The 21,762-nt window shown below is 65.0% G+C and carries 20 protein-coding genes; 8 read left to right on the top strand and 12 right to left on the bottom strand.

All coding sequences use genetic code 11. The annotated features are described in order from the left end of the window. Positions 1 to 17: 17 nt before the first annotated feature. Both RH858_RS03815 and RH858_RS03810 read right to left on the bottom strand, forming a co-directional pair. Entirely contained in the window at positions 18 to 275 is a 258-nt protein-coding gene (locus tag RH858_RS03815; protein ID WP_259535255.1) for a hypothetical protein, read from the bottom strand. Positions 276 to 349: 74 nt separating this feature from the next. Continuing rightward, the gene (locus tag RH858_RS03810; protein WP_259535256.1) at positions 350 to 1,114 is read right to left on the bottom strand and encodes a hypothetical protein; all 765 of its coding nucleotides are present in this window, start codon (positions 1,112 to 1,114) and stop codon (positions 350 to 352) included. A gap of 127 nt (positions 1,115 to 1,241) precedes the next feature. Here RH858_RS03810 and RH858_RS03805 point away from each other — a divergent pair, with 127 nt between their 5' ends. Both RH858_RS03805 and RH858_RS03800 read left to right on the top strand, forming a co-directional pair. Next, complete coding sequence (locus RH858_RS03805; protein WP_310561157.1) at positions 1,242 to 2,282, top strand: zinc-binding dehydrogenase; 1,041 nt, start codon at positions 1,242 to 1,244, stop codon at positions 2,280 to 2,282. After that, entirely contained in the window at positions 2,272 to 2,628 is a 357-nt protein-coding gene (locus RH858_RS03800; RefSeq protein ID WP_259535258.1) for a hypothetical protein, read from the top strand. Before RH858_RS03805 ends, RH858_RS03800 begins: the two co-directional genes overlap by 11 nt. A 37-nt stretch (positions 2,629 to 2,665) precedes the next feature. Here the strand turns inward: RH858_RS03800 and RH858_RS03795 are convergent, their stop codons facing one another. Then, on the bottom strand, positions 2,666 to 2,848 hold the full coding sequence (locus RH858_RS03795) for a hypothetical protein (protein ID WP_259535259.1): 183 nt from the start codon (positions 2,846 to 2,848) through the stop codon (positions 2,666 to 2,668). Between the two features lie 115 nt (positions 2,849 to 2,963). Between RH858_RS03795 and RH858_RS03790 the strand changes: the two genes are divergently transcribed. The 5 genes from RH858_RS03790 to RH858_RS03770 all read left to right on the top strand — a co-directional run bounded on the left by RH858_RS03790 (position 2,964) and on the right by RH858_RS03770 (position 6,503). Then, positions 2,964 to 3,896, top strand: coding sequence for a hypothetical protein (locus RH858_RS03790; protein WP_259535260.1), 933 nt, complete (start codon positions 2,964 to 2,966; stop codon positions 3,894 to 3,896). 54 nt (positions 3,897 to 3,950) lie between these two features. Continuing rightward, complete coding sequence (locus RH858_RS03785) at positions 3,951 to 4,517, top strand: NAD(P)H-dependent oxidoreductase (protein WP_259535261.1); 567 nt, start codon at positions 3,951 to 3,953, stop codon at positions 4,515 to 4,517. A 2-nt stretch (positions 4,518 to 4,519) separates the two neighbouring features. Beyond that, on the top strand, positions 4,520 to 5,083 hold the full coding sequence (locus RH858_RS03780) for an NUDIX hydrolase (RefSeq protein ID WP_259535262.1): 564 nt from the start codon (positions 4,520 to 4,522) through the stop codon (positions 5,081 to 5,083). Between the two features lie 73 nt (positions 5,084 to 5,156). Continuing rightward, positions 5,157 to 5,987: a CPBP family intramembrane glutamic endopeptidase gene (locus RH858_RS03775; RefSeq protein WP_310561156.1), complete on the top strand. Its 831-nt coding sequence runs from the start codon at positions 5,157 to 5,159 to the stop codon at positions 5,985 to 5,987. A gap of 150 nt (positions 5,988 to 6,137) precedes the next feature. Continuing rightward, on the top strand, positions 6,138 to 6,503 hold the full coding sequence (locus RH858_RS03770) for a hypothetical protein (protein ID WP_259535264.1): 366 nt from the start codon (positions 6,138 to 6,140) through the stop codon (positions 6,501 to 6,503). A 15-nt stretch (positions 6,504 to 6,518) separates the two neighbouring features. Here RH858_RS03770 and sufD read toward each other — a convergent pair whose 3' ends face one another. From sufD to RH858_RS03750, 4 genes are all read right to left on the bottom strand, one after another. Beyond that, positions 6,519 to 7,730 (bottom strand): Fe-S cluster assembly protein SufD, encoded by a 1,212-nt coding sequence (gene sufD, locus RH858_RS03765; RefSeq protein ID WP_259535265.1) that lies wholly within the window; start codon positions 7,728 to 7,730, stop codon positions 6,519 to 6,521. Positions 7,731 to 7,744: 14 nt separating this feature from the next. Next, positions 7,745 to 9,172, bottom strand: coding sequence for a Fe-S cluster assembly protein SufB (gene sufB, locus RH858_RS03760; RefSeq protein WP_259535266.1), 1,428 nt, complete (start codon positions 9,170 to 9,172; stop codon positions 7,745 to 7,747). Positions 9,173 to 9,223: 51 nt separating this feature from the next. Further along, entirely contained in the window at positions 9,224 to 10,141 is a 918-nt protein-coding gene (locus tag RH858_RS03755; protein ID WP_259535267.1) for an ABC transporter ATP-binding protein, read from the bottom strand. A gap of 254 nt (positions 10,142 to 10,395) precedes the next feature. Then, positions 10,396 to 15,753, bottom strand: coding sequence for a DNA polymerase domain-containing protein (locus RH858_RS03750; protein ID WP_310561155.1), 5,358 nt, complete (start codon positions 15,751 to 15,753; stop codon positions 10,396 to 10,398). 95 nt (positions 15,754 to 15,848) lie between these two features. Between RH858_RS03750 and RH858_RS03745 the strand changes: the two genes are divergently transcribed. Then, the gene (locus RH858_RS03745; protein ID WP_310561154.1) at positions 15,849 to 16,865 is read left to right on the top strand and encodes a glutathione S-transferase family protein; all 1,017 of its coding nucleotides are present in this window, start codon (positions 15,849 to 15,851) and stop codon (positions 16,863 to 16,865) included. A 39-nt stretch (positions 16,866 to 16,904) separates the two neighbouring features. Here the strand turns inward: RH858_RS03745 and RH858_RS03740 are convergent, their stop codons facing one another. The 5 genes from RH858_RS03740 to RH858_RS03720 form a co-directional block, all read right to left on the bottom strand. Next, the gene (locus tag RH858_RS03740; protein WP_310561153.1) at positions 16,905 to 18,287 is read right to left on the bottom strand and encodes a D-aminoacyl-tRNA deacylase; all 1,383 of its coding nucleotides are present in this window, start codon (positions 18,285 to 18,287) and stop codon (positions 16,905 to 16,907) included. A gap of 90 nt (positions 18,288 to 18,377) precedes the next feature. Beyond that, entirely contained in the window at positions 18,378 to 19,328 is a 951-nt protein-coding gene (locus tag RH858_RS03735) for a calcium/sodium antiporter (protein WP_259535271.1), read from the bottom strand. A gap of 25 nt (positions 19,329 to 19,353) precedes the next feature. Beyond that, positions 19,354 to 19,521: a hypothetical protein gene (locus RH858_RS03730; RefSeq protein ID WP_259535272.1), complete on the bottom strand. Its 168-nt coding sequence runs from the start codon at positions 19,519 to 19,521 to the stop codon at positions 19,354 to 19,356. Positions 19,522 to 19,523: 2 nt separating this feature from the next. Beyond that, entirely contained in the window at positions 19,524 to 20,339 is an 816-nt protein-coding gene (locus RH858_RS03725) for an alanyl-tRNA editing protein (RefSeq protein ID WP_310561152.1), read from the bottom strand. Positions 20,340 to 20,391: 52 nt separating this feature from the next. Continuing rightward, positions 20,392 to 21,699, bottom strand: coding sequence for a M20 family metallo-hydrolase (locus RH858_RS03720; protein ID WP_310561151.1), 1,308 nt, complete (start codon positions 21,697 to 21,699; stop codon positions 20,392 to 20,394). Between the last annotated feature and the right edge of the window lie 63 nt (positions 21,700 to 21,762).

Genomic DNA, 21,762 nt, shown 5'->3' with positions numbered 1-21,762 from the left:
GACGCGGTTGGTGCGGTTCAGTCGCCGCCGTCGGTCAGTGCCCGCCGGTCGAGCACGTCCTTCGCGAGGGCGTTCGCCTCGTCGGCTGTCGGCCGCCGTCCGTCGCTGATTCGGGCGCCGAGTTCGCCGGCGACGGTCGCGATGTCCCGTCCAGTGCCGTGCTCGGCGACGCGCTCGAACGTCTGCCCGTACATCGGGGCACAGCGACCGCCGACCGCGTCGGTCTTCGCGTCGAAGACGTACTCGAGTTGTTTCACCGCGTCGCTGGGGTCCATATGCGTCTTATACTGCCGAATCCTTATAAGTGTACTCGAATACGGAACTGAGTAAATTTCGGTCGAACGGCGGCTCACATCTCACCGGTTCGATCGACCGTCCGGCGGTGGACGACGGCGGCCAGTTCGCCGGCGGCGTCGGGCTCGAACCGGAGGACGCGGCGCCACCACGGTCCCCGCCCGGAGTCGTTTGACAGCCGGGTTACCAGTTCGTTCGCTTCGCTTCCGGCCTCTGGGGTCGAAAGCGGAACTGCGCGGTCGTACAGCCTGGAGTCGTCGGTTCCGAGCACGAACACCTCGGCGTCGACCGTCGATCGCTTCACGTGGGCGTTGTTCGCGAACGGTCGGCGTCCGTCGCGGGACAGTTCTGCGTACTCCTCCCCGGTGAGGCTCCGTTCCACCTCGAAGTGACCGATGAGAAACGCGCCCCACTCCGGCGGGATCCAGTCGTTCCCGCCGTGGCTGTCCGCCACTCCGACGGATTCGACAGTCGACAGGGTGGCATAAAAGTACAGCCGGTCGCCGGGGTCGAGCCTGGAGAGCGGTCCAGCTTTCACGCCGTGCTCGTCGCCGTACGTGTACCGTTCACAACACGGATAGCCCGCGAACTCGGGATCGAGGTGGACTTCCCGGTCGAACAGATCCTCGGGAATCGGCGTCGTGAGGGATGCCGCGAGGTCGCCGTACGTCGGAACCGACGCCTCGGGATCGGTCGGTTCCCGTTCCGGGATGGGGACGTACTCGAAGCTCCCGTCGGGATAAATCGGCCCTCGAAAGCCGGGAAGTGCGGTGTTCGCGCCGACGTTGATCGCCACGGCGCGGTGAAGTGATGGCGACATCGACGCCGCAGGCTTCGAACTACGGCTCCAAAGTGGTTGCGTCCCGCTGGGTCGGCCTGCTGGCACCGATCGGAGGGTCGCGACGAGAGGCCGTACAGTTTTCACGGCCCCGCCCGGTTCATCACGTATGAAGGCGGTGCAATTCACCGAGCACGGGGACCGGAACGTCATCGCCTACGACGACTATCCGGAGCCCGAGGTCGGCCGGAACGAGGTGCTGATCGACGTGAAGGCCGGTGCGCTCAATCATCTGGACGTCTGGACCCGTCGGGGGCTGCCGGGGATCGATCCCGAAATGCCACACGTGCCCGGTAGCGACGCCGCCGGCGTCGTGCTCGAGACGGGCCCGGACGTCACGAGGTTCCACGAGGGGGATCGGGTCGCGGTCTCGGCGGGCGTCGGCTGTGGGCGCTGTGAGTTCTGCCGGGACGGCGACGAGTCGATGTGCGTCCGGTACCGGATCATCGGCGAGCACCTCCCGGGAGTGCACGCCGAGCGCGCTGCGGTCCCCGAGGACAACCTGATCCCCGTCCCGGAGGGAGTCGACTGGGCGGTCGCCGGCTCCGCGACGCTGGTGTTTCAGACCGCCTGGCGGATGCTCGTCGATCGGGCGGATCTCGAGGCCGGGGAGGCGGTACTCGTTTTGGGTGCCTCCGGCGGCGTCGGCCACGCGGCCGTCCAGATCGCAGCCCACACCGGGGCCGAAGTGTTCGCGACCGCGTCGACCGACGAAAAACTGCAGTATGCGGCCGACTGCGGTGCGGATCACCTGATCAACTACGAGACGCAGAACTTCGCGGCGGCGATCCGGGAGCTCACCGGGAAACGCGGCGTCGACGTCGTGGTCGATCACATCGGGGAAGCGACGTACGACGACTCGCTGAAGTCGCTCGCGAAGGGCGGTCGGCTGGTCACCTGTGGTGCGACTACGGGCCCGAACCCGCCGGCCGGTCTCAACCGGATCTTCTGGAACCAGCTGTCCGTGATCGGATCGACGATGGCGACGCCGGGTCAGGCGGACGACGTGCTCTCGCTCGTCTGGGACGGGACGTTCGAACCCCGGATCCGGGAGGTGCTGCCGATGAGCCGCACCGCGCGGGCCCACGAACTGCTGGAGAACCGTGAGGGCTTTGGCAAGGTGGTCGTAAAACCCGACAGTGAACTCTGATCGACGCGACGGGACGGTGGACGGCGAAGCGACGGGGACGGCCGCCGAGTCTCTGGGATCCGCCGAGTCTCTGGGATCCGCCGAGTCTCTGGGATCCGCCGAGTCTCTGGGATCCGCCGAGTCAGCGGAACGCGAGGAAGGGCTCGGCAGCGTCGGGTGGCTGCTCGTCGGCGTCGTGTTCGTGGCGTTTCTGCTCGTGCCGGGCGTGATCTATCTGTATCCACTTGCCGTCGGCGCGTTCGGCCTGTCGTTTTTCGCGACGTATCTCGTGTTACCGCTGATTCCGGCGATCGGACTCGGGCTGCTCGGTGTGTGGCTGCTGAAACGGGGCGACGGGAACGCCTGAGGGCCGCAATCGTGGCCGGTCGACTCCACGGAGGAGTTCACCGACGTGGGACGGGATCGGCGACGAGATACGTGCGTCCACCCCGCCGTTCGAGAGACAGTTCCGCGCCACGAACGCGGTACTCCCGGCTCCGCCGGAACAGTTCCTCGGCCGTCCAGTCGGTGACGTCCACCTCGACGCCGGCTCCGAATCGGGGTGTCGGTGCGGTTTTCGCGTCCATACAGGCGACTCCGCGGCCGTCCCCCTTGTACGTCCTCCACGGGCGGAGTGAAAGTGAAAGTGATGGCTCCGGCGGACGGTTTATGACCCTCGGTCCGAAACGTCCGACAACGGCGATGACGACCGACGAGGAACTCCGACACGTTGCCGACGCGGTCGAGTCGTCGCTTTCGGTCGTCGGCTGTGGCGCTCTCGGAACTGCTGCAGTCGAGGGGTTCCGTGGGGACTGTTCGCTCGTCCCCGGAAGCGGCGACGCGGGACAGTCGGTACACCGGCAGGCAACCGTCGTCGCGGTCGGCGTCGGCGACGTCGACATGGAGCGTTCCGACGCCGCAACCCGGAAGGTCGCCCCCGAGACCGGGGAAACGCTGCCGTCCGTCGAGTCGGCATGTCGAGGTGACGACTCGTTTTCGATCGTCGTCGTCGGGATCCCCTCGCGGTTCGGGGTGAGCGAACGGGCGGCGATCGACCGACTTCAGGGGATCGCCGACGCAGTCGTACTCGTCCGGAACGAATGGCTCTCCGGTGCGATCTCGCAGCTAGTCGCGCTGATCGAGGAAGCCGGAGTCGTGAACCTCGATCTGGCCGACGTTCGGACGCTGTTGTCGTCCGACGGGCTGGGGGTACTCTCCAGTGGCTCCGGTCCGGAGTCGGCGCCGGAGACCGCCGTCACCGCCGCGATCGGGAGGGTTGTTTCCGACGTCGACGTGGCGGCCGCAACCGGTGCGATCGTCGACGTGTCTGGGACTCCTGATCTGAGCGTCGACGGTGCTGCGTCTCTGGTTGGACGTGTTCGGGATCGCATCGACGGGGAAGCCCACGTCATCTGGGGAACCGCAGTCGAAGAGGAGCCGTCCGGATCGACGCAGTCGCGGGACAACAGCGTTCGCGTCCGGCTGCTCCTTTCGGGGATCGAGCCGCCGGAACCGACGCGTTCCCCCGGCGACAGGTGTCCCCGGTGTGACGGGACGCTTTCGGGCTACTCGATGGGCGACCGCACGACGATCGCCTGTGACGACTGCGGTTACGCCGGCGTCTCGAGGCGATGAGCTCTCTCCGCTCGGTCGACGACTTTTAAGCCGCCGCCGTTCGTTTCCGACGGTATGACACACGTGGTAGCTGTCTCCGGAAGCCTCCGGGACGCGAGCCGGACCCGTCGCTCGCTGCGGGTCGTACTGGACGGGGTGACCGACGCCGGCGGAGAGGGTGAACTGCTCGACCTCCGGGAGTACGCGCTTCCGCTGCTGAATCCGGAAGACGATTTCGGTGACGACGTCGAGGCGTTCACGGAGTCGCTGCGAGCGGCCGACGCGATCGTGCTCGGAACGCCGATGTACCACGGCTCGTATTCGGGCGTGTTGAAGAACGCGATCGACCACTGCGGCTTCGACGAGTTCGAGGGAAAGACGGTCGGGCTGCTCGCGGTCGCCGGCGGCTCCTTTCCCGTCACTGCGCTGGATCACCTCCGGTCGGTGTGTCGGTCGCTGAACGCCTGGGTGCTCCCACACCAGGCGGCCGTTCCCCGGGCCGGAAGCGCCTTCGAGGGGGAACAGGTCGTCGACGACGGGCTCCAGGAACGCCTCGAGACGCTCGGCCGCCGGACGGTGACGTACGCGAACATCGAACCCGACCCGGCGACGTTCGAGAGCGACCACAACGAGGGGGCCTGAGCGTGGACGAGAACGATTCCACAGGGGGCGAACTGGCCTGGGAGACGATCGACTCCGAGATCGACTACACGTGTCCGGGGTTCGACGTCCGTCGGGACGACGTGACGCTCCCCGACGGAACCGACACCGACTACCACTACGTCGAGGAATCCCCCGCAGTCGTCGTGTTGCCGTTCACCCCCGAAGGGGACGTTGTCGTGATCGAGGAGTGGAGACAGGCGGTCGGTCGGGTGAACCGCGGGCTCCCGGCCGGAAGCGTCGACGAGAAAGATCCCGACCTGCAGGCCACAGCCCGGCGGGAGCTCGCCGAAGAGACCGGCTACGAGGCCGCGTCGCTCGAGCGGCTCACCACGGTCGAGCCGACCAACGGGATCGCCAACTCGGTGCATCACCACTTCCTCGCCCGGGGATGTGAGCCGACGGCCGACCGCGATCTCGACTTCAACGAGACGATCCGTGTCGACACTACAGACTACGACGACCTGCTTTCCGGCGTCGTCGACGGGCGACTCCGGGACGGGAGAACTGCAATGGCAGTATTACAGTACGAGTTGACGCGCCGATGAGATCGAACGTGACCGTCGTTTTCCGGTGTCCGAGTGCGGAACCGTTTTCGGTGTGAATTCCCTACTGGGGGGCATGTCTACCTCCACTGCCGGCCCGTCGGGATTCGTCAGGCCGGCGTTCGCCATCGTCAGCGGTACACTGATCGGTGCGTTCGGCCTCGCGCTCGGTACGGTCCTCACGCTGTTCGTCGCGACCCTGCTTTTCGGTTTCGGCGTCGAACTCACTGCCGCGTCGTTGCTCGTTCTCGGATTGATATTCACTCAGGGCGTTGGCTGTGCCGGCGTCGCGCTGGCGTATCCCCGACTGCGTCCACGGGTCGCGGCGTTTCTCCGCGAGCGAGTGCCGGCGTTCGAGGACGCCCGGGAAGATTTCAGTCTGCCCGCGTCCGTCCCCTCCGTGCGCGAGGTTTTCCTCGTCGTCGGTGGTTACGTGGCGGCGCTCGGGTTGGCATTTGGCGGGGCGTTCCTGTTGACCCTCCTGGAGACGGATGCAGGAACGAACCAGGCGGCAGAGATCGGGATGCAGAACCCGGAGGTGCTGTTGTTTTTGATCCCGGCGTCGTTTTTGATCATCGGACCGGGGGAGGAACTGCTGTTCCGGGGCGTCGTCCAGGGGCGGTTCCGGGAGGTACTCGGTCCCGTTGCCGGAATCGCGCTCGCGAGCGCCATCTTCGCCGTAATCCACATCTTCGCGCTCACAGGTGGCACGCTAACCGGGAACCTCCTCGCGCTCGGCGTGTTGTTCTTCCCGAGCCTCGTCTTCGGGGTCGCCTACGAACTGACCGACAACCTCGTCGTTCCCTCGCTGATCCACGGGGCGTACAACGCCACGCTGTTTTCGATCCTCTACGTCGTCGTCCGGTTCGGGCCGGAAATGGAGGAGATGGCGGCGGCGACGCTGTGATAATGATCATTGTAGTGATTTACCGGTCGATCGGCCACTCGTCCCGTCGATCGTCCGGTTACGGCCGAGAATAATCAGTATGAGATAGCTTCCTCGAATCGAATCGTCCCGGTCGGACGGCTTTTGAACGGTCGAACCGTATCCCTGTGTATGAGTGACACGGACACTGCCGCCGCCGAGCTCGTCGTACTGTCCTACCCGGACGAACTGAGCGAGTGGGGGCGCGATCAGATCGAGTCGGACAGATACCGGGGCTACTTCCGGCGGACGCTCGGCACCGTCTCCGTCGGCGAGATCCGCGAGGAGTTCGTCGACGTGGGCTGTTGTGGCGACAGCCTCGACGTGCCGTTCCGGATCGAACGGATCGACGGCGGGGATCGGGTCGACTCGGGGACCGAAATCGAGTTCGTCGAGAGAGACGAATCCATGGCGGGCGGCTGGCTGGTCCAGAGCGCAGCCGGCCCGGAAGGTGCCGACCCGGGGGGTTCGTGTGATCCCCTCTCAAAAATAGAATAGGCGGGGTACCGTCGATCAGCGCAGTCGGGCGGCGATCAGTTCTCGGAGGTCCTCGCGGAACGCGTCGACTTCGATCTCCTCGAGCACCGGGACGAAAAAGCCCTCGACGAGCATGTTCCGAGCGGTCGTCGCGTCGAGCGCCCGGGAGGTCATGTAGAACAGCTCCTCGGCGTCGACCTGGCCGACCGTCGCCGAGTGGCTCGCCTCGGTGTCGTGGTTGTGGATGATCAGCTTCGGGGACGCGTCCGCCTCGGACTCGTCCGAGAGCATCAGCGTGTTCTCCCGCTGGTAGGAGGAGGTGTTCCAGGCGTCGCGACCGACGTCCTGGACGCCCTCGTACACCGAGCGCGATTCGTCGTCGAGGACGCCCCGCGTGACGAGGTCGGCGGTGGTGTGCTCCGCCTTGTGCCACACGCGGGCATTGACGTCGAAGTGCTGATCCTCGTGGCCGAAGAAGGCGCCGACGATCTTCGTCTCGGAGCCGTCGCCGTTGAGTTCGGTCTCGACGTCCGAACGGGTGAGCCTGGAGCCGACGTTGCCCTCGATCCAGTTTACCGTGGCGTAGGTGTCGGCGTCGCCACGCTTGAGCGTGTAGGTGTACGTCTCCTCGTCGACGTTCTGAAGCGAGCCGTACTGGACGTAGCTGTTCTCGCCAGCGACGACCTCCACCAGATTGCTGAAGTAGCGGTGGCCGTCGAGGGCGGCGTCGCCGGTCTCGATGCTCTCGAGGATCGTGACGGAGGACGACTGCTCGGTGATGACGAGCGTCTGGCTGAACAGCGACCGGGAGTTCATCTCCGCCCGGATGGTCACGTCCCCGGCGTCGACGCCTTCGGGAACGTAGACGACGGTCCCAGTCGTGAACAGCGCAGTCGACAGGGCCGTCAGGTAGTTCTCCTGGGGGTCCACGACGGTGCCGAACTGCTCGCGGACGAGCGCTTCGTGTTCCTCGATCGCCTCGAGGAACGTGAGTACCTCCGCGTCGCCCTCGACCTCGCGAACCGTCTCGTCGGACTGATTCAGCGGATCGACCAGCGTCTCGAAGTCGAGCGCCTCGAGGTTCGTCCACCGTCGGCCCGGCGTCTGGATGACATCCGGGAGGTCGAGCTCCTCGAGGGCGGCAAGCGACTCGAGCCGCACGTTCAAAAGCCAATCCGGTTCGTCTCGTTTCTCGGAGAGCTGTCGGACGACATCCTCCGAGAGATTTGCTGTGACCTGTGTACTCATGTTGACTCCGGGGGTTACCCGAGGCTACCCTCCATCTCCAGTTCGACGAGCCGGTTGAGCTCGACGGCGTACTCGATGGGCAGTTCCTCCGTGATCGGCTCGATGAATCCCGAGACGATCATTTGTTTCGCGTCGTCGTCGTCGAGGCCGCGCGACTGGAGATAGAAGACGTCCTCGTCGCCGATCTTCCCGACGGTCGCCTCGTGGGCGACGTCGACCTTCGACTCGTTGATCTCCATGTACGGCATCGTGTCCGACGTCGACTCGTTGTCGAACATCAGCGCGTCACACTCGACGGCTGTCGAAGAGTTTTCGGCGCCATCGGCGATGTGGACCAGGCCGCGGTAGTTCGTGCGGCCGCCGTCCTTGGCGACGGACTTCGACTCGATCGTCGACTTCGTCTCGGGGGCGTTGTGGTACACCTTTGCACCGGTGTCGATGTCCTGCCCCTCGCCGGCGAACGCGATCGTGATGTGGTTGTCGCTTGCGCCCCGTCCCTTCAGGATCGACGCGGGGTACAGCATCGTCGCCTTCGATCCCATCGAGCCGGAGATCCACTCCATGCGGCCGCCCTTCTCGACGAGTGCGCGCTTGGTGTTGAGGTTGTAGGTGTTCTTCGACCAGTTCTGGACGGTCGAGTACTGGACGTGGGCGTCCTCCCCGACGAACACCTCGACGCCGCCGGAGTGGAGGTTAAACGCCGAGTACTGCGGCGCGGAACAGCCCTCGATGTAGTGGACTTCAGAGCCCTCCTCGGCGATGATGAGCGTGTGCTCGAACTGTCCCATCCCCTCGGAGTTCATCCGGAAGTACGCCTGGACGGGCATCTCGACGGTGACGCCCTCCGGAACGTACACGAACGAGCCGCCAGACCAGATGGCGCCGTGGAGCGCGGCGAACTTGTTGTCGCTCGGTGGGACGCACTTCGTCATGAAGTGCTCGCGCACGAGGTCCTCGTGCTCCTGGACGGCCTCGTCCATGTTGCAGAAGATGACCCCCTTCTCCTCCCACTGTTCTTGCATGTTCTGGTAGACGATCTCCGACTCGTACTGCGCGCCGACGCCCGAGAGGGCGTTCTTTTCGGCTTCCGGAATGCCGAGCTTGTCGAAGGTGTCCTTGATCTCGTCGGGCAGATCGCGCCAGTCGTCGACGCCGCCTCTGACCTCGACGTCCGGGCGGATGTACGGGACGATCTTGTCGACGTCGACCTCCGAGAGGTCCGGCTGGCCGGGCCAGTCGGTCGGCATCGGCATCTTCTTGAACTGTTCCAGTGCACGGAGGCGACGCTGCAGCATCCACTCGGGCTCGTCTTTGTCCTCCGAGATGACGCGGATCGTCTCCTCGGTGAGCCCCTTCTCGGCTGCGAAGGCCGCCTTCTCCTCTTTTTTGAACTCGAAGCGGGCCTCTGTGTCCGTCTCCTTGAGATGTTCTTCTGAACTCATGGTCGTAATTACGTTTGGTTAGTTATGTAGGCTTTGGATAACCATATGTGGTTACGCAGCGCCCTGGAGTTCCTCGCGGACCCAGTCGTACCCTTCGTCTTCGAGCTCGTGGGCCAGCTCCGCCCCGCCGCTTTTGGCGATCTTCCCGTCGAGCATGACGTGGACGTAGTCGGGTTCGACGTACTCGAGGATGCGCTGGTAGTGGGTGATCTGGAGGATCCCGCTGCCCTGTTCGTCCCGCAGCGCGTTGATCCCGTTCGAGACGTCCTGGAGTCGGTCGATGTCGAGCCCGGAGTCGATCTCGTCGAGCACCGCGATCGCCGGTTCCAGGAGTGCCGCCTGCAGCACCTCGTTTTGCTTCTTCTCGCCGCCCGAGAAGCCGGCGTTGAGGTACCGCTGAGCGAACTTCGAGTCCATGTCCAGAAGCTCCATTTTCTCCTGGAGCAACTGCTGGAACTCGGCGACGCTGACGTCACCGTCGTCGGCAGGCCCTTCCATCGGGGAGGTGTCGTAGCCCGTCTCGTCTTCTGTGTCCTCTTCTTCGTCGTCTTCACCTTCGAACAGCTCCTCGCGCTCCTCGAGTTTGGCGTTGAGTGCCTGCCGGAGGAAGTTCGTCATCGTGACGCCCTCGATCTCGACGGGGTACTGGAACCCGAGGAAGATCCCGAGTGCTGCTCGTTCGTTGGGTTCCAGGTCGAGCAGTTCCCAGGTGTAGTCGTCCTCGTCGAGCTCCGCCTCGATGTCCGAGAGGTCCTCGTCAGTCAGTTCGAGGGCGATCGATCCCTCGGTTACTTCGTAGGCAGGATGGCCGGCGATGACCTTCGCCAGCGTCGACTTCCCGGAGCCGTTCGGCCCCATCAGCGCGTGGATCTCCCCGGAACTGACTTCCAGATCGACGCCCCGGAGGATTTTCTCACCCTCTTCCTGTGCGACTTCGGCGTGGAGGTTCGAAATAGTAAGCGTTGCCATCGTAGTGTGTCTCACCGACGAAAAGGGCGATACACGCATAATGGTTACGGATTCTCTTGGCGTAGTTTCTTCATTAGAAAGAAATATTTTATAATAGCCAAGTTCCCGTTCACGACTCGGTGGATTTGAGACCCCGTATCGGAGAAATTCTTCGCGTGTATTGGTGCCAATTACCGTTGTGAATCGCCTCGGGGTCAAGCCCCGGGGCATTCTCCTTGCACTCTGTAAAAGCCGGTCGCCGCTGTGAAAACCGCTCACATGAAGTTGCCGAGTCCAGTCTGTTGTTGCCCGGTCTTGATCTCCTCCCAGGACATTCCCAGGGCTTCGATCACGCGCTCGATGGGTCCTTTGAGGGTCTTATCGAGCATCTTCTCCCAGTCGATTTCGAACTCCTCGGGGATCTGATCCGCGTACTCGAAGCAGATTACGTCGGGATCCCGCTTGAACTCGCCGTACAGCGGATCCGCTTGCGGGTCGAGCCCGAGTTCGTCCTCCATGCGCTGCCAGAAGTCGGGGTGGACCTTCTCCAGGTACAGCCGCTTTGGCTTCGAGCCGCGATCGAAGTTCGTCCCGAGCATGAGGTTGGCGTACTTCGCCCCCCGGACCTGTGCGGTGTCGGTCTCGTAGGCGTCGAGCCGCTTGCCGATCCCGCCCGGGATTGCGATGTCGTCGGGGGAGAGTTCTCCCTCGAGGACGTCGTCGATGACGCCGCTCAAGTACGTCTTCACGCCCTCCAGGTCTTCCTCCAGGTCCTCGCCGGTGACGATGCGTTCGATGACCTCCCGCTGGACCTCCTTGGTGATCGGCGCGATGTCCGAGCGCTTGTACTCGAAGCCGGTGATGTCGACGTCGTCGACGTCCTTGCCCTCCTTCCAGATGATGTGGCCCGCGTAGCGCTTCTTTTTGCCTGCCTGGAAGAACCGACGGTACAGCTTCTCGAACTCGATCTGGAACCGGTGGGACTCGGCGTTGAGCTCCTCGAGCGCGAAGTCGTCGTACCGCCCGTTGATGTGGTCCTCGATCTCGAAGGAGACGTCGATCGCGTCCGCCTTGGATATATTTTGTCCGAGTTCTAACATGACGCTGTCGGTGTTGTGAAGCACTATCCCACCGACGGCGTCCACGAAGTTTTCGTTCTCGGCGACGCTGAGGTCGTACACGTACCCGTCGTGGTCGACCTCCGAGACGACCGGATCCCGCCCCTGTCGGTAGAAGTCACACGTCCGGATCGTGTAGCTTCCCTTGTTCTGTCGGTACTTCAGCGAGTGTTTCTCGCCGCGCTGCGTGAGGAGCGTCGAGAGGCCAGCTGCCAGTTCGCGACTCGTCGTCTCGAAGTCGAAGTTGCGCTCGGCGTACTCCTCGCTGTACCGTGGGAACGACCGCGAACCGTCCCCCTCGACGAGGACCTCGAGGAACAACTCCTGGAGGTCGGCCGGGAGATTGAACACGAATCCAGGGAGCTGTTTGCCACGGGACCGCTGTCCTGCGAACTCTCTGAAGAAGACTGCCGAGAGTTCGTTCATCATCTGGAGCTTGTACGTCGCGTCGTCGTACGTGACGGTCTGTTGCCCTGTATCGGTATCGTACTCGATCGTCCGTTCGTCGGTGGAGTCCGACGCGACGATTCCCGCAGTCGCACCGTCGAACAGCCGTTCGTAGTCCCGTTTGAGTCCCTCCAGCCACTCGCGTCTCGATTCGGCGATACTCGCCCCGAACTTCGAATCGGTGGTTTCGATCGTCGAGGCGCTACCCTCGGTGACGTAAGCTGCGAGCAGTCGGATCAGCGCCTTCCCGTCGGGAGAGTCGAGATCGACGTACCGCTGTACGGTGATCGCCCTGTCGATGTCGGGGTGGTGTTTGTGTCCGAACCAGACCGTCTCATCGTCGGCGTGAACGCGTTTGACCTTCGTTTCGGCGTTCTCGCTGCCGACGCTCCGACCGTCCTCGTACTCCCGCGTGTACCCGTTCAACACTTCGTAAACGTCGATCGTCTCGACTGTTTCGATGTCGGGGAGTCCGGGAATCCGGAGCGGTTCCTCGACTTCCTCGGGCGTTGCTTCGACGAGTTCCCCGCCCTCGTCGACGACGAAAGAGTGGTCCCGTGTCGTCGTCGATTCGCCGAACTTGTGCTGGAGGTTGACGACGGGTTTGTCGGCTTCGTGTCGGATCACCTGCCGGATCGTCTGCCACTCGGGTTCCATCTCCGCCGACAGCGACAGCGCCTCCCACCCCTCGAGAGGGCGCCTGTCCTTTCCGGCCGCGTTCGAGGCGACGACGCCGCCGTCGGCGGTGACGACGACGTCCGCCGCTTCCGTTTCGATGGCGTTCGCGAACAGCTCTTCGATCCGGAGTATCCGAACGATCCCGTCCGGATCCCGCACCACGACCGGGCGATCGCCCGTCACGCTGTCGCCGTAGGTGACTTCTCTGTCGAGTTCGGCGGCGGCCTCCTCGGTGAAGGATATGACCTCGCGCCCTGTTGCGGTTACGGCAGCAGCGCCCTCCTTGTCGTAGAGGCGAAAACGGTCCCACCCCGTAACTCCATAGAGCGATTGCCCAACGAACTGGAACTTCCCGTTCCGACCTGCAAGCAACGTGTGGTTGTCCGCGACGGTGACGCAGTAGACGCCGTCTTCGGCCTCGGTTCGTTCGGAACTGCGGTGCATCCGGAGGGTGTTCTTCGCCCTCTCGTTCGCGTAAATCCGCCAGACGTTCCCGTCGTGGCGGTAATTCGCCGTGATTCCCAGGTGTGCACACAGCCGAAGTACGTCATCGCGCAGCTGCTCGCTCGCGGTGGTATACCGCCAACTCTCGACCTGTCGGTCTCCATCACCGTCGATCAGAGTCTCGAGGAAGCGCCGCTTCTGGTCCGTCGACGCCCCGAAGACGAACTCCGGCACCCGCTTGTCGGCGCTCCCGTCTCCACAGTGCTCCCGAAGCCACTCACCGAGGAGCTTCGACGTGAACTGGTAGGACCGATCGTTCACGTAGTAGTCGATCTTCATGCGATCGAGCAGTCGACCGATGGTCGCGTGCGTCGACCCGTCGATGAGCGTTCCGTCGTCGTCGCCGACGTCGAGCGTTCCGCCGTCTGCGACGGCGTCCTGGGCGATTTTTACGGTGGTCGCGGATCCCCGGACAGCGTCGTCGAAGACCTTCTCCGTACTGGTGTACACGTTCCCCTCGGAGACGTACCACGCGAGCAGTTCGAGGAAGTCGTCGCCGTCGTACGTCCGCGGGATCCACTTCCGCCCGGATTCGGCGTGGACGTAACTGTACTCGCAGATCGACTCGACGTACTCGCGGTCGGCCTCGAATTCGTCGGCGTCGAATACGTATCCCGTCTCGCCGACGTCAGCTTTCGGGACCCGCCGGGGCGTCCAGCCGAGTTCGTCGGTGAACGTCTGGCCGTGAACTTCCGGCCGGACCCATACCTCGTGCTCCCCGTCGACGAGTTCCGTGAGGTCCACCCGTTCGATGCGTTCCCCGTCCGGTCCGGACCAGTCGTGGGGGAGTTCGTAGTTCGTGGCGCGATCGAGGTCACCGGCCTCGACGAATCGGTATCTCTCCTCGGAGATCCCGTTTGTCTCGTTCTTCCGAACGAGCATTCGGTGGTTCGGCGTCACCCGGCAGTCGATTTTCTCGGTCTCGATATCGACGAGTTCTCCCCGATAGTCGGGGTACTCGTGGGTCTCCTCGACCTCCTTGACCTCCATCTCGAGCGTCTCGGGATCGAGCGAGTACACCTCGTCGCCGACGTCGAGATCGGTGATCCCCTGGATCCCCGCGGGCGTCAGGACCTCCGTGTCCGGCGTGAAGCAGTTCATAATAACCTTGACAGCTCCCTGCTGCCGGTCGTACTGCTCGTAGGCGTTGCTTCCCGGATCGTGTTCGTTGCGCAGCGCCTTCTTCTCCTCGCGCTCTTCGAGCAGCTCGTCGATCATCTCGCGCATCATCCCGTCTGGCTCCTTCCGGAAGTGGGTCCCGTTGGGGGCGACGTACGTCTCACCCCCGTAGGCGTCGGGATCGACCTTCGTCTCCGGCCCCGCGTTAATTGTTGTCATGCACATCGGATAGAGGCTTTTGAGGTCTAGCACAGTTACCATTTCTCTGACACCAGTAACTGGCTCGAAGACGGCCCCGCCCTCGAAGTCCTCGGACTCCTGTTGTCCCTTCGAGGGGAGCGCGAACGTCCCGTGGGCCTTGTGGAGCACGTACATGTCGACCGCATCGCCGGGGGTAGGGGCGTCCTCCAGCTTGCAGCCGACGACCTTTCGCGCCTCCTCCCAGAAGGCGATCACGTCCTGCTTGCGGTCGATCTCGACGCACAACTCGACGTCCCGGAGGTTGTACTCCAGCAGGCGTTCGGGATCCTGCTCCCAGAGGTCGCCGATGTCGCCGGGATATCGCTCCTTGCCGACGTCGAGTTCGAGTTCGCCGACAGCGTCGAGCCGGTACGACTCCAGCTCCGTAAACTGCGTGCGCTTGTAGGCGTACAGCAGGTCGAAGACGACCCGTCCCTTGACGTCCGGGCCACCCCACCCGGAGCGCCACACCTCGCCGATCCGCGAGAGCCGCTCGATCGAGAGATCGAGGTCGGTGTTCGGATCGAGCCGCTCGAGGCGGTCGAGGAGGTATGCGGCGTCGAAGTCCTCGACGTTCCACCCCGAGATGAGGTCTGCGTCGGTTTCGGAGACGTACGTCAGATAGGCGTCGAGCATCGACTCCTCCTCGTCGAACGTTTCCACCCGGACGTCAACCTCGTCGCGGAGGGGCTCGTAGCCGTCAAGCGTCGTCGGTAGCGGGGCGTCGCCGTCGGGCGCGTCGAACAGCCAGGCGACGTACTCGTCGCGGTAGGAGTCGTGGCTCGTGAGACAGACGATCGGCTCCTCGCCGTCCTCGGGGAATCCCGACCGGTCGTCGACCTCGATGTCCATCATGTGTACCCGGAGGTCGGCGTCGACCTCGGTCGGTTCGAGGTGTCCCTCGTGGACCTGTAGCCGGCCGTCCTCGAGCCGGCGCTCCTCCACCCGGATCCCGCCGGAGATCCCGTTGTCGATCAGGAACCTGTTGGGAAACAGGATGTCCGCCTCGAACGTCGTCTCGAAGTCGTCCCGGATGTTGCCGACGTCCCGGGGCGTCCGAGTGATGACTTTCGTCAGCTTCTCCCCCCGGATGCTCTCGAACGGCTCCCCCTCGCGGTCGGTTTCGCGGGTCGTCACGACGACGTCGTACGATTCCGTGAGATCCTCCTCCAGGTCGGCGGTTGGGACGTAGAAGTACGGCTCGATGCCGAGCACCCGGACGTGTTCGGCCTCGTTGTCTTCGGTCCGGCCGAAGACGTGGACGACTGGATACTCTTCACGGCCGTTCCGTTCGACGGTGTAGTCGATCTGGGTAACGAGCAGCTCGAGGACGCCCTCCGAATCCGGAAAACGCGCCTCTTCGAGGTCGACGACATCGCTCACGTGTGTGACGTCGCCCGCGACGGCGATCGCCTCCGCGTCGGGTCGCCCATCCTCGGTCGCCGAATCGGGCGCCGAGTCGTCCGCCGAATCGGTGGATGCCCCCTCGGCGTCCGGAGAGAAGTCGGAAAGCCCCGTCTGATCCATGGGAGGGGTTCGGCGGTACTGGGTAAAAAGTCCAGCCTTCGATCCGTTGCCTTCCCTGGAAGCCTTTTGTGTCGTGGGACCGTATCGATGGAAGAATGAACCGACTCGTCGACGGGGAGTGGCGGACCGACTATCGACTGACGGACGAGGGGGGCACGTTCCAGCGCGGGGAGACGACGTTTCGCGACTGGGTCGCCGGCAGCGACGTGCCCGCTCACGTCGACGCGGAGCCCGACGACAGGTTCCAGCCCGAAGCGGGCCGGTATCACCTGTACGTCTCCTACGCCTGTCCCTGGGCCCACCGGACGCTCCTGGCCCGGTCGCTTCTGGGGCTCGAGGACGTCATTGACGTGTCGGTCGTCGACCCCTGGCGCGGCGAGGGCGGCTGGCAGTTCACCCCCGAAAAGGACGGCTGTACCGAGGACAAATTGTACGGCTCGTCGTTCCTCCGGGAGCTGTACGTCGAAGCCGACCCCGACGTGACGTGTCGAGTGACGGTGCCAGTGCTGTGGGACACGGTGGAGGAGACAATCGTCAACAACGAGTCCAGGGAGATCCTCCGCCAGCTCACGACCGCGTTCGCGGATCTGGGAAACGGGGCTGACCTCGCTCCCACCCCTCGCCGCGAAGAGATCGACCGGATCATCACCGAGATCTACGAGCCGATCAACAACGGCGTCTACCGCGCGGGGTTCGCAGGCGAGCAGGAGCCGTACGACGAGGCGATCGACGAGCTGTTCGGCGCGCTCGACTACTGGGACGAACACCTGTCCGACCGACGGTATCTCGCGGGCGACCGGCTCACGGAGGCGGACATCTGCATGTTTACGACGCTCGTGCGGTTCGATCAGGTGTACCACACGCATTTCATGTGTAACGTGCGGCACGTCCACGAGTACGAGAACCTCTGGCCGTACCTCCGTGACGTGTATCAAACCGCTGGAGTCGCCGAGACCGTCCGGATGGGCCACATCAAGGAGCACTACTTCACGACCCATCCCGAGGTGACGCCGTCGGGAATCGTCGCCCGCGGACCGGACCTGGATTTCACCGCGCCGCACGGCCGGGAGGAACTGCCCGGCCGCCCGCCGGAACCGATCGCTGCCGACTGAGCCGAACACGGGGACGCGGACACTCGACCGGCGCCACGTCTACTCCCGGTCGACCGGGAACCGCTCGACGCGCTCTGTGGTGACCTCGCCTGGCTCGATCGTCACACCATCGACGGTGACCGACTGGCCGGCGGACAGTTTCCCGAAGGCGGGGCCCTCCGGGACGCCGAGTTCCGCAGCCCGTTCGGGATCGAACCCCTCGGTTCGGGCGACGACCTCGCCGGCCTCGCGAGTGACGTCGTCGTACTGTCGACGCAGGACGTCCGCGAGCGCGTCGACGAGTGCGTCCCGATCGGAGGATTCCGCGAACGCGGCCCGTCCGGCCGCCCGGGTTCCAGCCTGTTCGGTCTCGAAGCCGACTGTGTGTGACTCGACCGCCTCGCGGGCGGCGTCTGCGTCGATCCCCTGTGCTTCGGCGGTCAGCGCTGCAGGCAGAGATTCGACTTCGACGTCGTCGGCTCCGTCGTCCGGTCTGACGGCCCCGAACCGGAGACCTTCCTCGACGGTCGAAAGCTCCGTTTCGAGCCGATCGACCGTCGCGAGCGGTCGCTCCCCGACCTCGCGGACCCAGGTTTCGGTGACGACCCGGTAGCCGAGCTGTTCGATGGTTTCGGTCAACTGTGGTTTCGTCCCCTCGATCACCGCGTGTTCGGCCCGGCTCGCGTCGAAGGCCCCCTCCAGTACCGTCCCGTTTTCGGCGGGTGGGCCCAGTTCTTCGAGCTGCCAGTCGGAGCCGACGTGGCCGACGGCCCAGTCGGTCTCGCGGACGATCCGTTCGAACCGCGGTGCGTAGTGTCCCCCGCCGAAGCCGACGACGTGACGAGGGTGCCCGTCCTCGCCGAGGCGGTCGGGGCCCGTCGGCGTCCCCTGGTCGTCGACCAGCTCCAATACCGACCGGGCGACTGCAGCGGCGCCGTCCGGGTCGTTCCACTCCGCCTCGCCGCTTCCCAGTTCGACGAACAGCGAGGGGAGATCGATCGCGGTCGGCCCGTGATGGGTGCATTCGATGCCGACGTCGTAGCCGTCGGGGGCGTGTTCGTCGAACGCCCGCACCAGCCGCTTTTGAATCGCCGGCGCAGCCCGGGCAAGGTCGCCGTCCTCGCCGCCGAACTCCGCGGCCCCCAAGTTGCCGGTGAAGTGGGCAGTCAACAGGGGTCCCGTCTCCCCGGAGTGCCGGGAGACGAACGCGATTGCCTCCGCCGACCGATCGTCCGTCTCGAACGCCGGAGCGGGATCGGTCATGTCGATGTGCAACTCGTCGAACGTGCGCAGCTCGAACCCCGGGCGACGGTAGTAGGTTCCGCCCCCGTCGGCGTCGGGGCGGGAGCCGTCGGTTCTGCGCTCCCAGTCGGCGAGTTCGAGCAGCTGGTCGCCGATGTGCACAGAGGCGCGGTCGGCGCGGCTGACGACGATTCCGATCACGGGCAACACTGCGGGATCCGTCGTTGAATACCCGTCGTTTGCGACAGACGTCGGCGTTCCGTCACGGGGAGCAAGCCGCCAATCTGTTTCTCACGGCAGCAACAGCCAGATGAACGCCACGTAGCCGACCAAAAGAACTGCCCCGTCGAGTCGCGAGAGCCGGTCGCCGTGCCACATCATCGCAACAAGCGCCAGCGTAAACGCGACAAGCGCGGGGAACTCGAAGGTCAGAACGCCCGGCGAGATATGGATCGGCGTGACGACCGCGAGGATACCGATCACTGCAAGGACGTTGTAGATGTTCGATCCCACGACGTTGCCGACGCTGAATCCGGCCTCGTCACGGTACGCCGACACAATCGACGCGGCGAGTTCCGGCAGCGAGGTTCCGATCGCGAGCACGGTCAGCCCCACGAACAGGTCGCTAAAGCCCATCGCAGTCAGGATCCCCCGCCCGCCGTCGATGAGCCACCGCGAGCCGAGCACGAGCAGGACCAGCCCGAGTGCGATCACCGCCCAGTCGCGAATCGTCGGGTCCGGCTGGTTCGGCAACGCGTTCGGCGAGAACGCGGCCCCTGCCTGCACCCGCCGGACAATGTAATAAGAAAACCCAGCGAGGACAGTAAGCAGTACGATCCCGTCCAGTCGCCCGATCCGGCCGTTCGCTCCCAAAACTACGAGCAACAGCGCTGCGAGAACCATGAACGGAACGTGACGGCGGAACACGGTTTCGGAGATCGGCAGCGGTCGAATGAGCGCAGCCAGCCCCAGTACGAGCCCGATGTTGGCGACGTTCGACCCGATCACCGCACCCAGGCCGATGTCGGTCGTGGCAGTGACCGTCCCCACGACGGCGACGAACAGCTCCGGGGCGGTCGTCGCGAACGCGACGACGGTGACGCCGACGGTCGCCCGGCGGAGGCCGAACCCGAGCGCGACAGTCCCGGCGCCGGTGACGAGCAGATCCGCTCCCTTCCACAGGAGGAGTACGCCGGCGACGAGAAACAGCGTCTCGATCGACACCAGGGCTCCGTATGACACGTGAGATGACTGTCTCGGGAAACTCTTAAAGCCCGCCGATGTGACGGCTCACCGCTCGGAACCCGTCGGGTACGCGATGCCAGTCGTAGCCGGGGTCCTCGAACGCGTGAATCCCGTCCTCGGTCGCGAAGACGACGACGCCGAGCCCGCCGACGGTCGCCGTGACGACGCCGTCGGCGCGTTTCACCTCCACGGTCACTCCCCCGCGTTCCCGGTGTCGTGATCGGCGAGGACGAACTGGATCCGCTCTTCGTTGCTCCCTTTCGTCTCCCTGCCGTCGACGACGATTTCGCCGATTTCGGCGGTGTTTTTCACGTGGGTTCCCGCACAGGCGGTCCGGTCGTACGGTGGTACTCGATCGGCGTCTGCGGGCGGTCCGTCGATCGCGCCGCCGCCGGCCCGGGCCCGCTCCCCGCCGATTTCGACGATCCGCAGCTCCTGGATCGAGTCGGGCAGCAGATCGATCCGGGTACGATCCGTATCGAGTGTCTCTTCTGCCCGATCGCGGTCCATCGTGTACCACCGTACCGGTCGCTCCTCGTCGACGAGTTCGTTCAACCGACGCTCGATCGAGGAAAGCTCTGCGCCGTCGAACCGGTCGTATTCGCAGTCGAGATGCGCGTGATCGTGATACAGCTGGTTGCCGGTCGTGGGGGCGTCGAACTCCTCGAGCAACAGGGCTGACAGCAGGTGCTGTGCGGTGTGGTACCGCATGTGTGCGTCGCGTCGGTCCCAGTCGAGGTGGCCGGTGACGGTTGTCCCCGCTGTCGGCGTCGAGGCTGCAGTTCCGTCGACCGGTTCGAGACGGTGGTAGATCGCGTCTTTCTTCTCGACGTCGACGACCCGCCAGCTGTCGCCGTCGACTCCGATCCGTCCGGTGTCGTGGGGCTGGCCGCCGCCGGTCGGATAGAAGTGGGTCCCGTCGAGGACGATTCGGTCGTCGAGAGCACGTTCGACGGTCGCTTCGAACGTCCGGACGGTGGCGTCCTCCAGGTAGCGTTGGTCGGTCACGAGCGAACGGACGCATTCGAGCTACATATGCCCTCTCCACGGACGCGGGCGATCACGCGAGGCGGGCCAGCGCCCCGGCGAGCACCGCTGCCCCGGCGGCACAGTCGTCCCAGTCGGTCCACTCCCGTGGGCTGTGGGAGATCCCGTTCCGGGAGGGGGCGAAAAGCAGCGCCGCGTCGGTCGCGCGGGCGACCATCATCGCGTCGTGGGCCGCCCCCGACGGCAGATCCAGCGTCTCGATTTCGGCGTCCGTTCCCGCCCGATCGGCCGCCTCCCGCAACCGGTCGCTCATCGGCGTCGGCGAAACGTCGAGAGTGCGTTCCATCGACGTTTCGACGCCTCGTTCCGTCTCGATCCGGGCGAGACTCTCCTCCGCGTCGGCGAGGATCCGCCGCGTCGACTCCGCCTCGACGTCCCGCACGTCCACGCCGAGGGTTGCCCGTCCCGGAACGACGTTCGTCGCGTTCGGCTCGACGTCGATCGAGCCGACTGTCCCCACCGCCGTCTCCGAGTAGCCGTCCGCGAGTTCGCGTGCACTCTCTTCGACGTCGAGGACGAACTCGGCGGCGGCAGCGAGCGCGTCGAGCCGTTCTTCCATCCCGGTCGCGCCGGCGTGGTTCGCCTCGCCGACCAGCTCCGCCGTCACGTGGGTGATCCCCGTGATCGTCGTGACGACGCCAACCGGACCCGGCCCGTCTCTCTCCGACTCGACTGCTGCCTGCTCCAGGACGGTGTCCTGTTCGACGTGGAGTTCGAGGAACGCGTGCCACTCGCCGACGTCGAGGCGTCCCTCCCCGTCGTAACCGATCTCCGCCAGGGCTTCGCCGAGCGTCGTTTCCTCGCCGGTCACGGCCCCGCCATCGGAGAGCGAGCGTGCCTCCGCAACGGAACGGTCTCCTGCGGCGACCGACGAGCCCAGCAGCCCCTCGCCGAACCGCTGTCCCTCCTCTTCAGTGAAGCTCACGACCCCGACTGGACGGTCCGGTTCGACGTCTCCTGCCTGCATTGCCCGGATGGCCTCCAGTGCAGCGTACACACCGAGTGGTCCGTCGAAGATTCCACCTCCCGGAACCGAATCGAGGTGGCTTCCGGCCACGACCGGCGCTGCGTCGGGATCCGCCGACGGTGGGGTCCACGTTCCCAGCACGTTCCCCACCGCGTCGACGGTCACCTCGAATCCGGCGTCGCCGAGTCGCCCACACAGTCGGTCGCGGGCCGCCTTGTTGGCGGACGTTCCCGCGAGCACCGTTCTCCCCCACCGCCGTGGCGGATCTCGCTCAGTTGTTCCGAACTCGCCGTTTTCCTCGAGATCCAGCCGGAGCCGCTCGGCGTCGATCTCGACGGTCGGTGTGGCCGTCATACCCGGCGATCGATTCCCCGCGGACAAGGCTTTTGCCGTCGGGGGTCGCTGTCGAGGTCAGCA

Source organism: Halalkaliarchaeum sp. AArc-GB, assembly GCF_031432225.1.
Lineage (GTDB): Archaea > Halobacteriota > Halobacteria > Halobacteriales > Haloferacaceae > Halalkaliarchaeum.
Note: the sequence above shows the minus strand (reverse complement) of the source record. Positions and strands in the feature narration are given on the sequence as shown.

Bases quoted from the DNA above. Each gene is read 5' to 3' on its own strand.
- RH858_RS03815 (WP_259535255.1), bottom strand. From the start codon at position 275: ATGGACCCCAGCGACGCGGTGAAACAACTCGAGTACGTCTTCGACGCG.
- RH858_RS03810 (WP_259535256.1), bottom strand. From the start codon at position 1,114: ATGTCGCCATCACTTCACCGCGCCGTGGCGATCAACGTCGGCGCGAAC.
- RH858_RS03805 (WP_310561157.1), top strand. From the start codon at position 1,242: ATGAAGGCGGTGCAATTCACCGAGCACGGGGACCGGAACGTCATCGCC.
- RH858_RS03795 (WP_259535259.1), bottom strand. From the start codon at position 2,848: ATGGACGCGAAAACCGCACCGACACCCCGATTCGGAGCCGGCGTCGAG.
- RH858_RS03790 (WP_259535260.1), top strand. From the start codon at position 2,964: ATGACGACCGACGAGGAACTCCGACACGTTGCCGACGCGGTCGAGTCG.
- RH858_RS03785 (WP_259535261.1), top strand. From the start codon at position 3,951: ATGACACACGTGGTAGCTGTCTCCGGAAGCCTCCGGGACGCGAGCCGG.
- RH858_RS03775 (WP_310561156.1), top strand. From the start codon at position 5,157: ATGTCTACCTCCACTGCCGGCCCGTCGGGATTCGTCAGGCCGGCGTTC.
- RH858_RS03770 (WP_259535264.1), top strand. From the start codon at position 6,138: ATGAGTGACACGGACACTGCCGCCGCCGAGCTCGTCGTACTGTCCTAC.
- sufD (WP_259535265.1), bottom strand. From the start codon at position 7,730: ATGAGTACACAGGTCACAGCAAATCTCTCGGAGGATGTCGTCCGACAG.
- sufB (WP_259535266.1), bottom strand. From the start codon at position 9,172: ATGAGTTCAGAAGAACATCTCAAGGAGACGGACACAGAGGCCCGCTTC.
- RH858_RS03755 (WP_259535267.1), bottom strand. From the start codon at position 10,141: ATGGCAACGCTTACTATTTCGAACCTCCACGCCGAAGTCGCACAGGAA.
- RH858_RS03750 (WP_310561155.1), bottom strand. From the start codon at position 15,753: ATGGATCAGACGGGGCTTTCCGACTTCTCTCCGGACGCCGAGGGGGCA.
- RH858_RS03745 (WP_310561154.1), top strand. From the start codon at position 15,849: ATGAACCGACTCGTCGACGGGGAGTGGCGGACCGACTATCGACTGACG.
- RH858_RS03720 (WP_310561151.1), bottom strand. From the start codon at position 21,699: ATGACGGCCACACCGACCGTCGAGATCGACGCCGAGCGGCTCCGGCTG.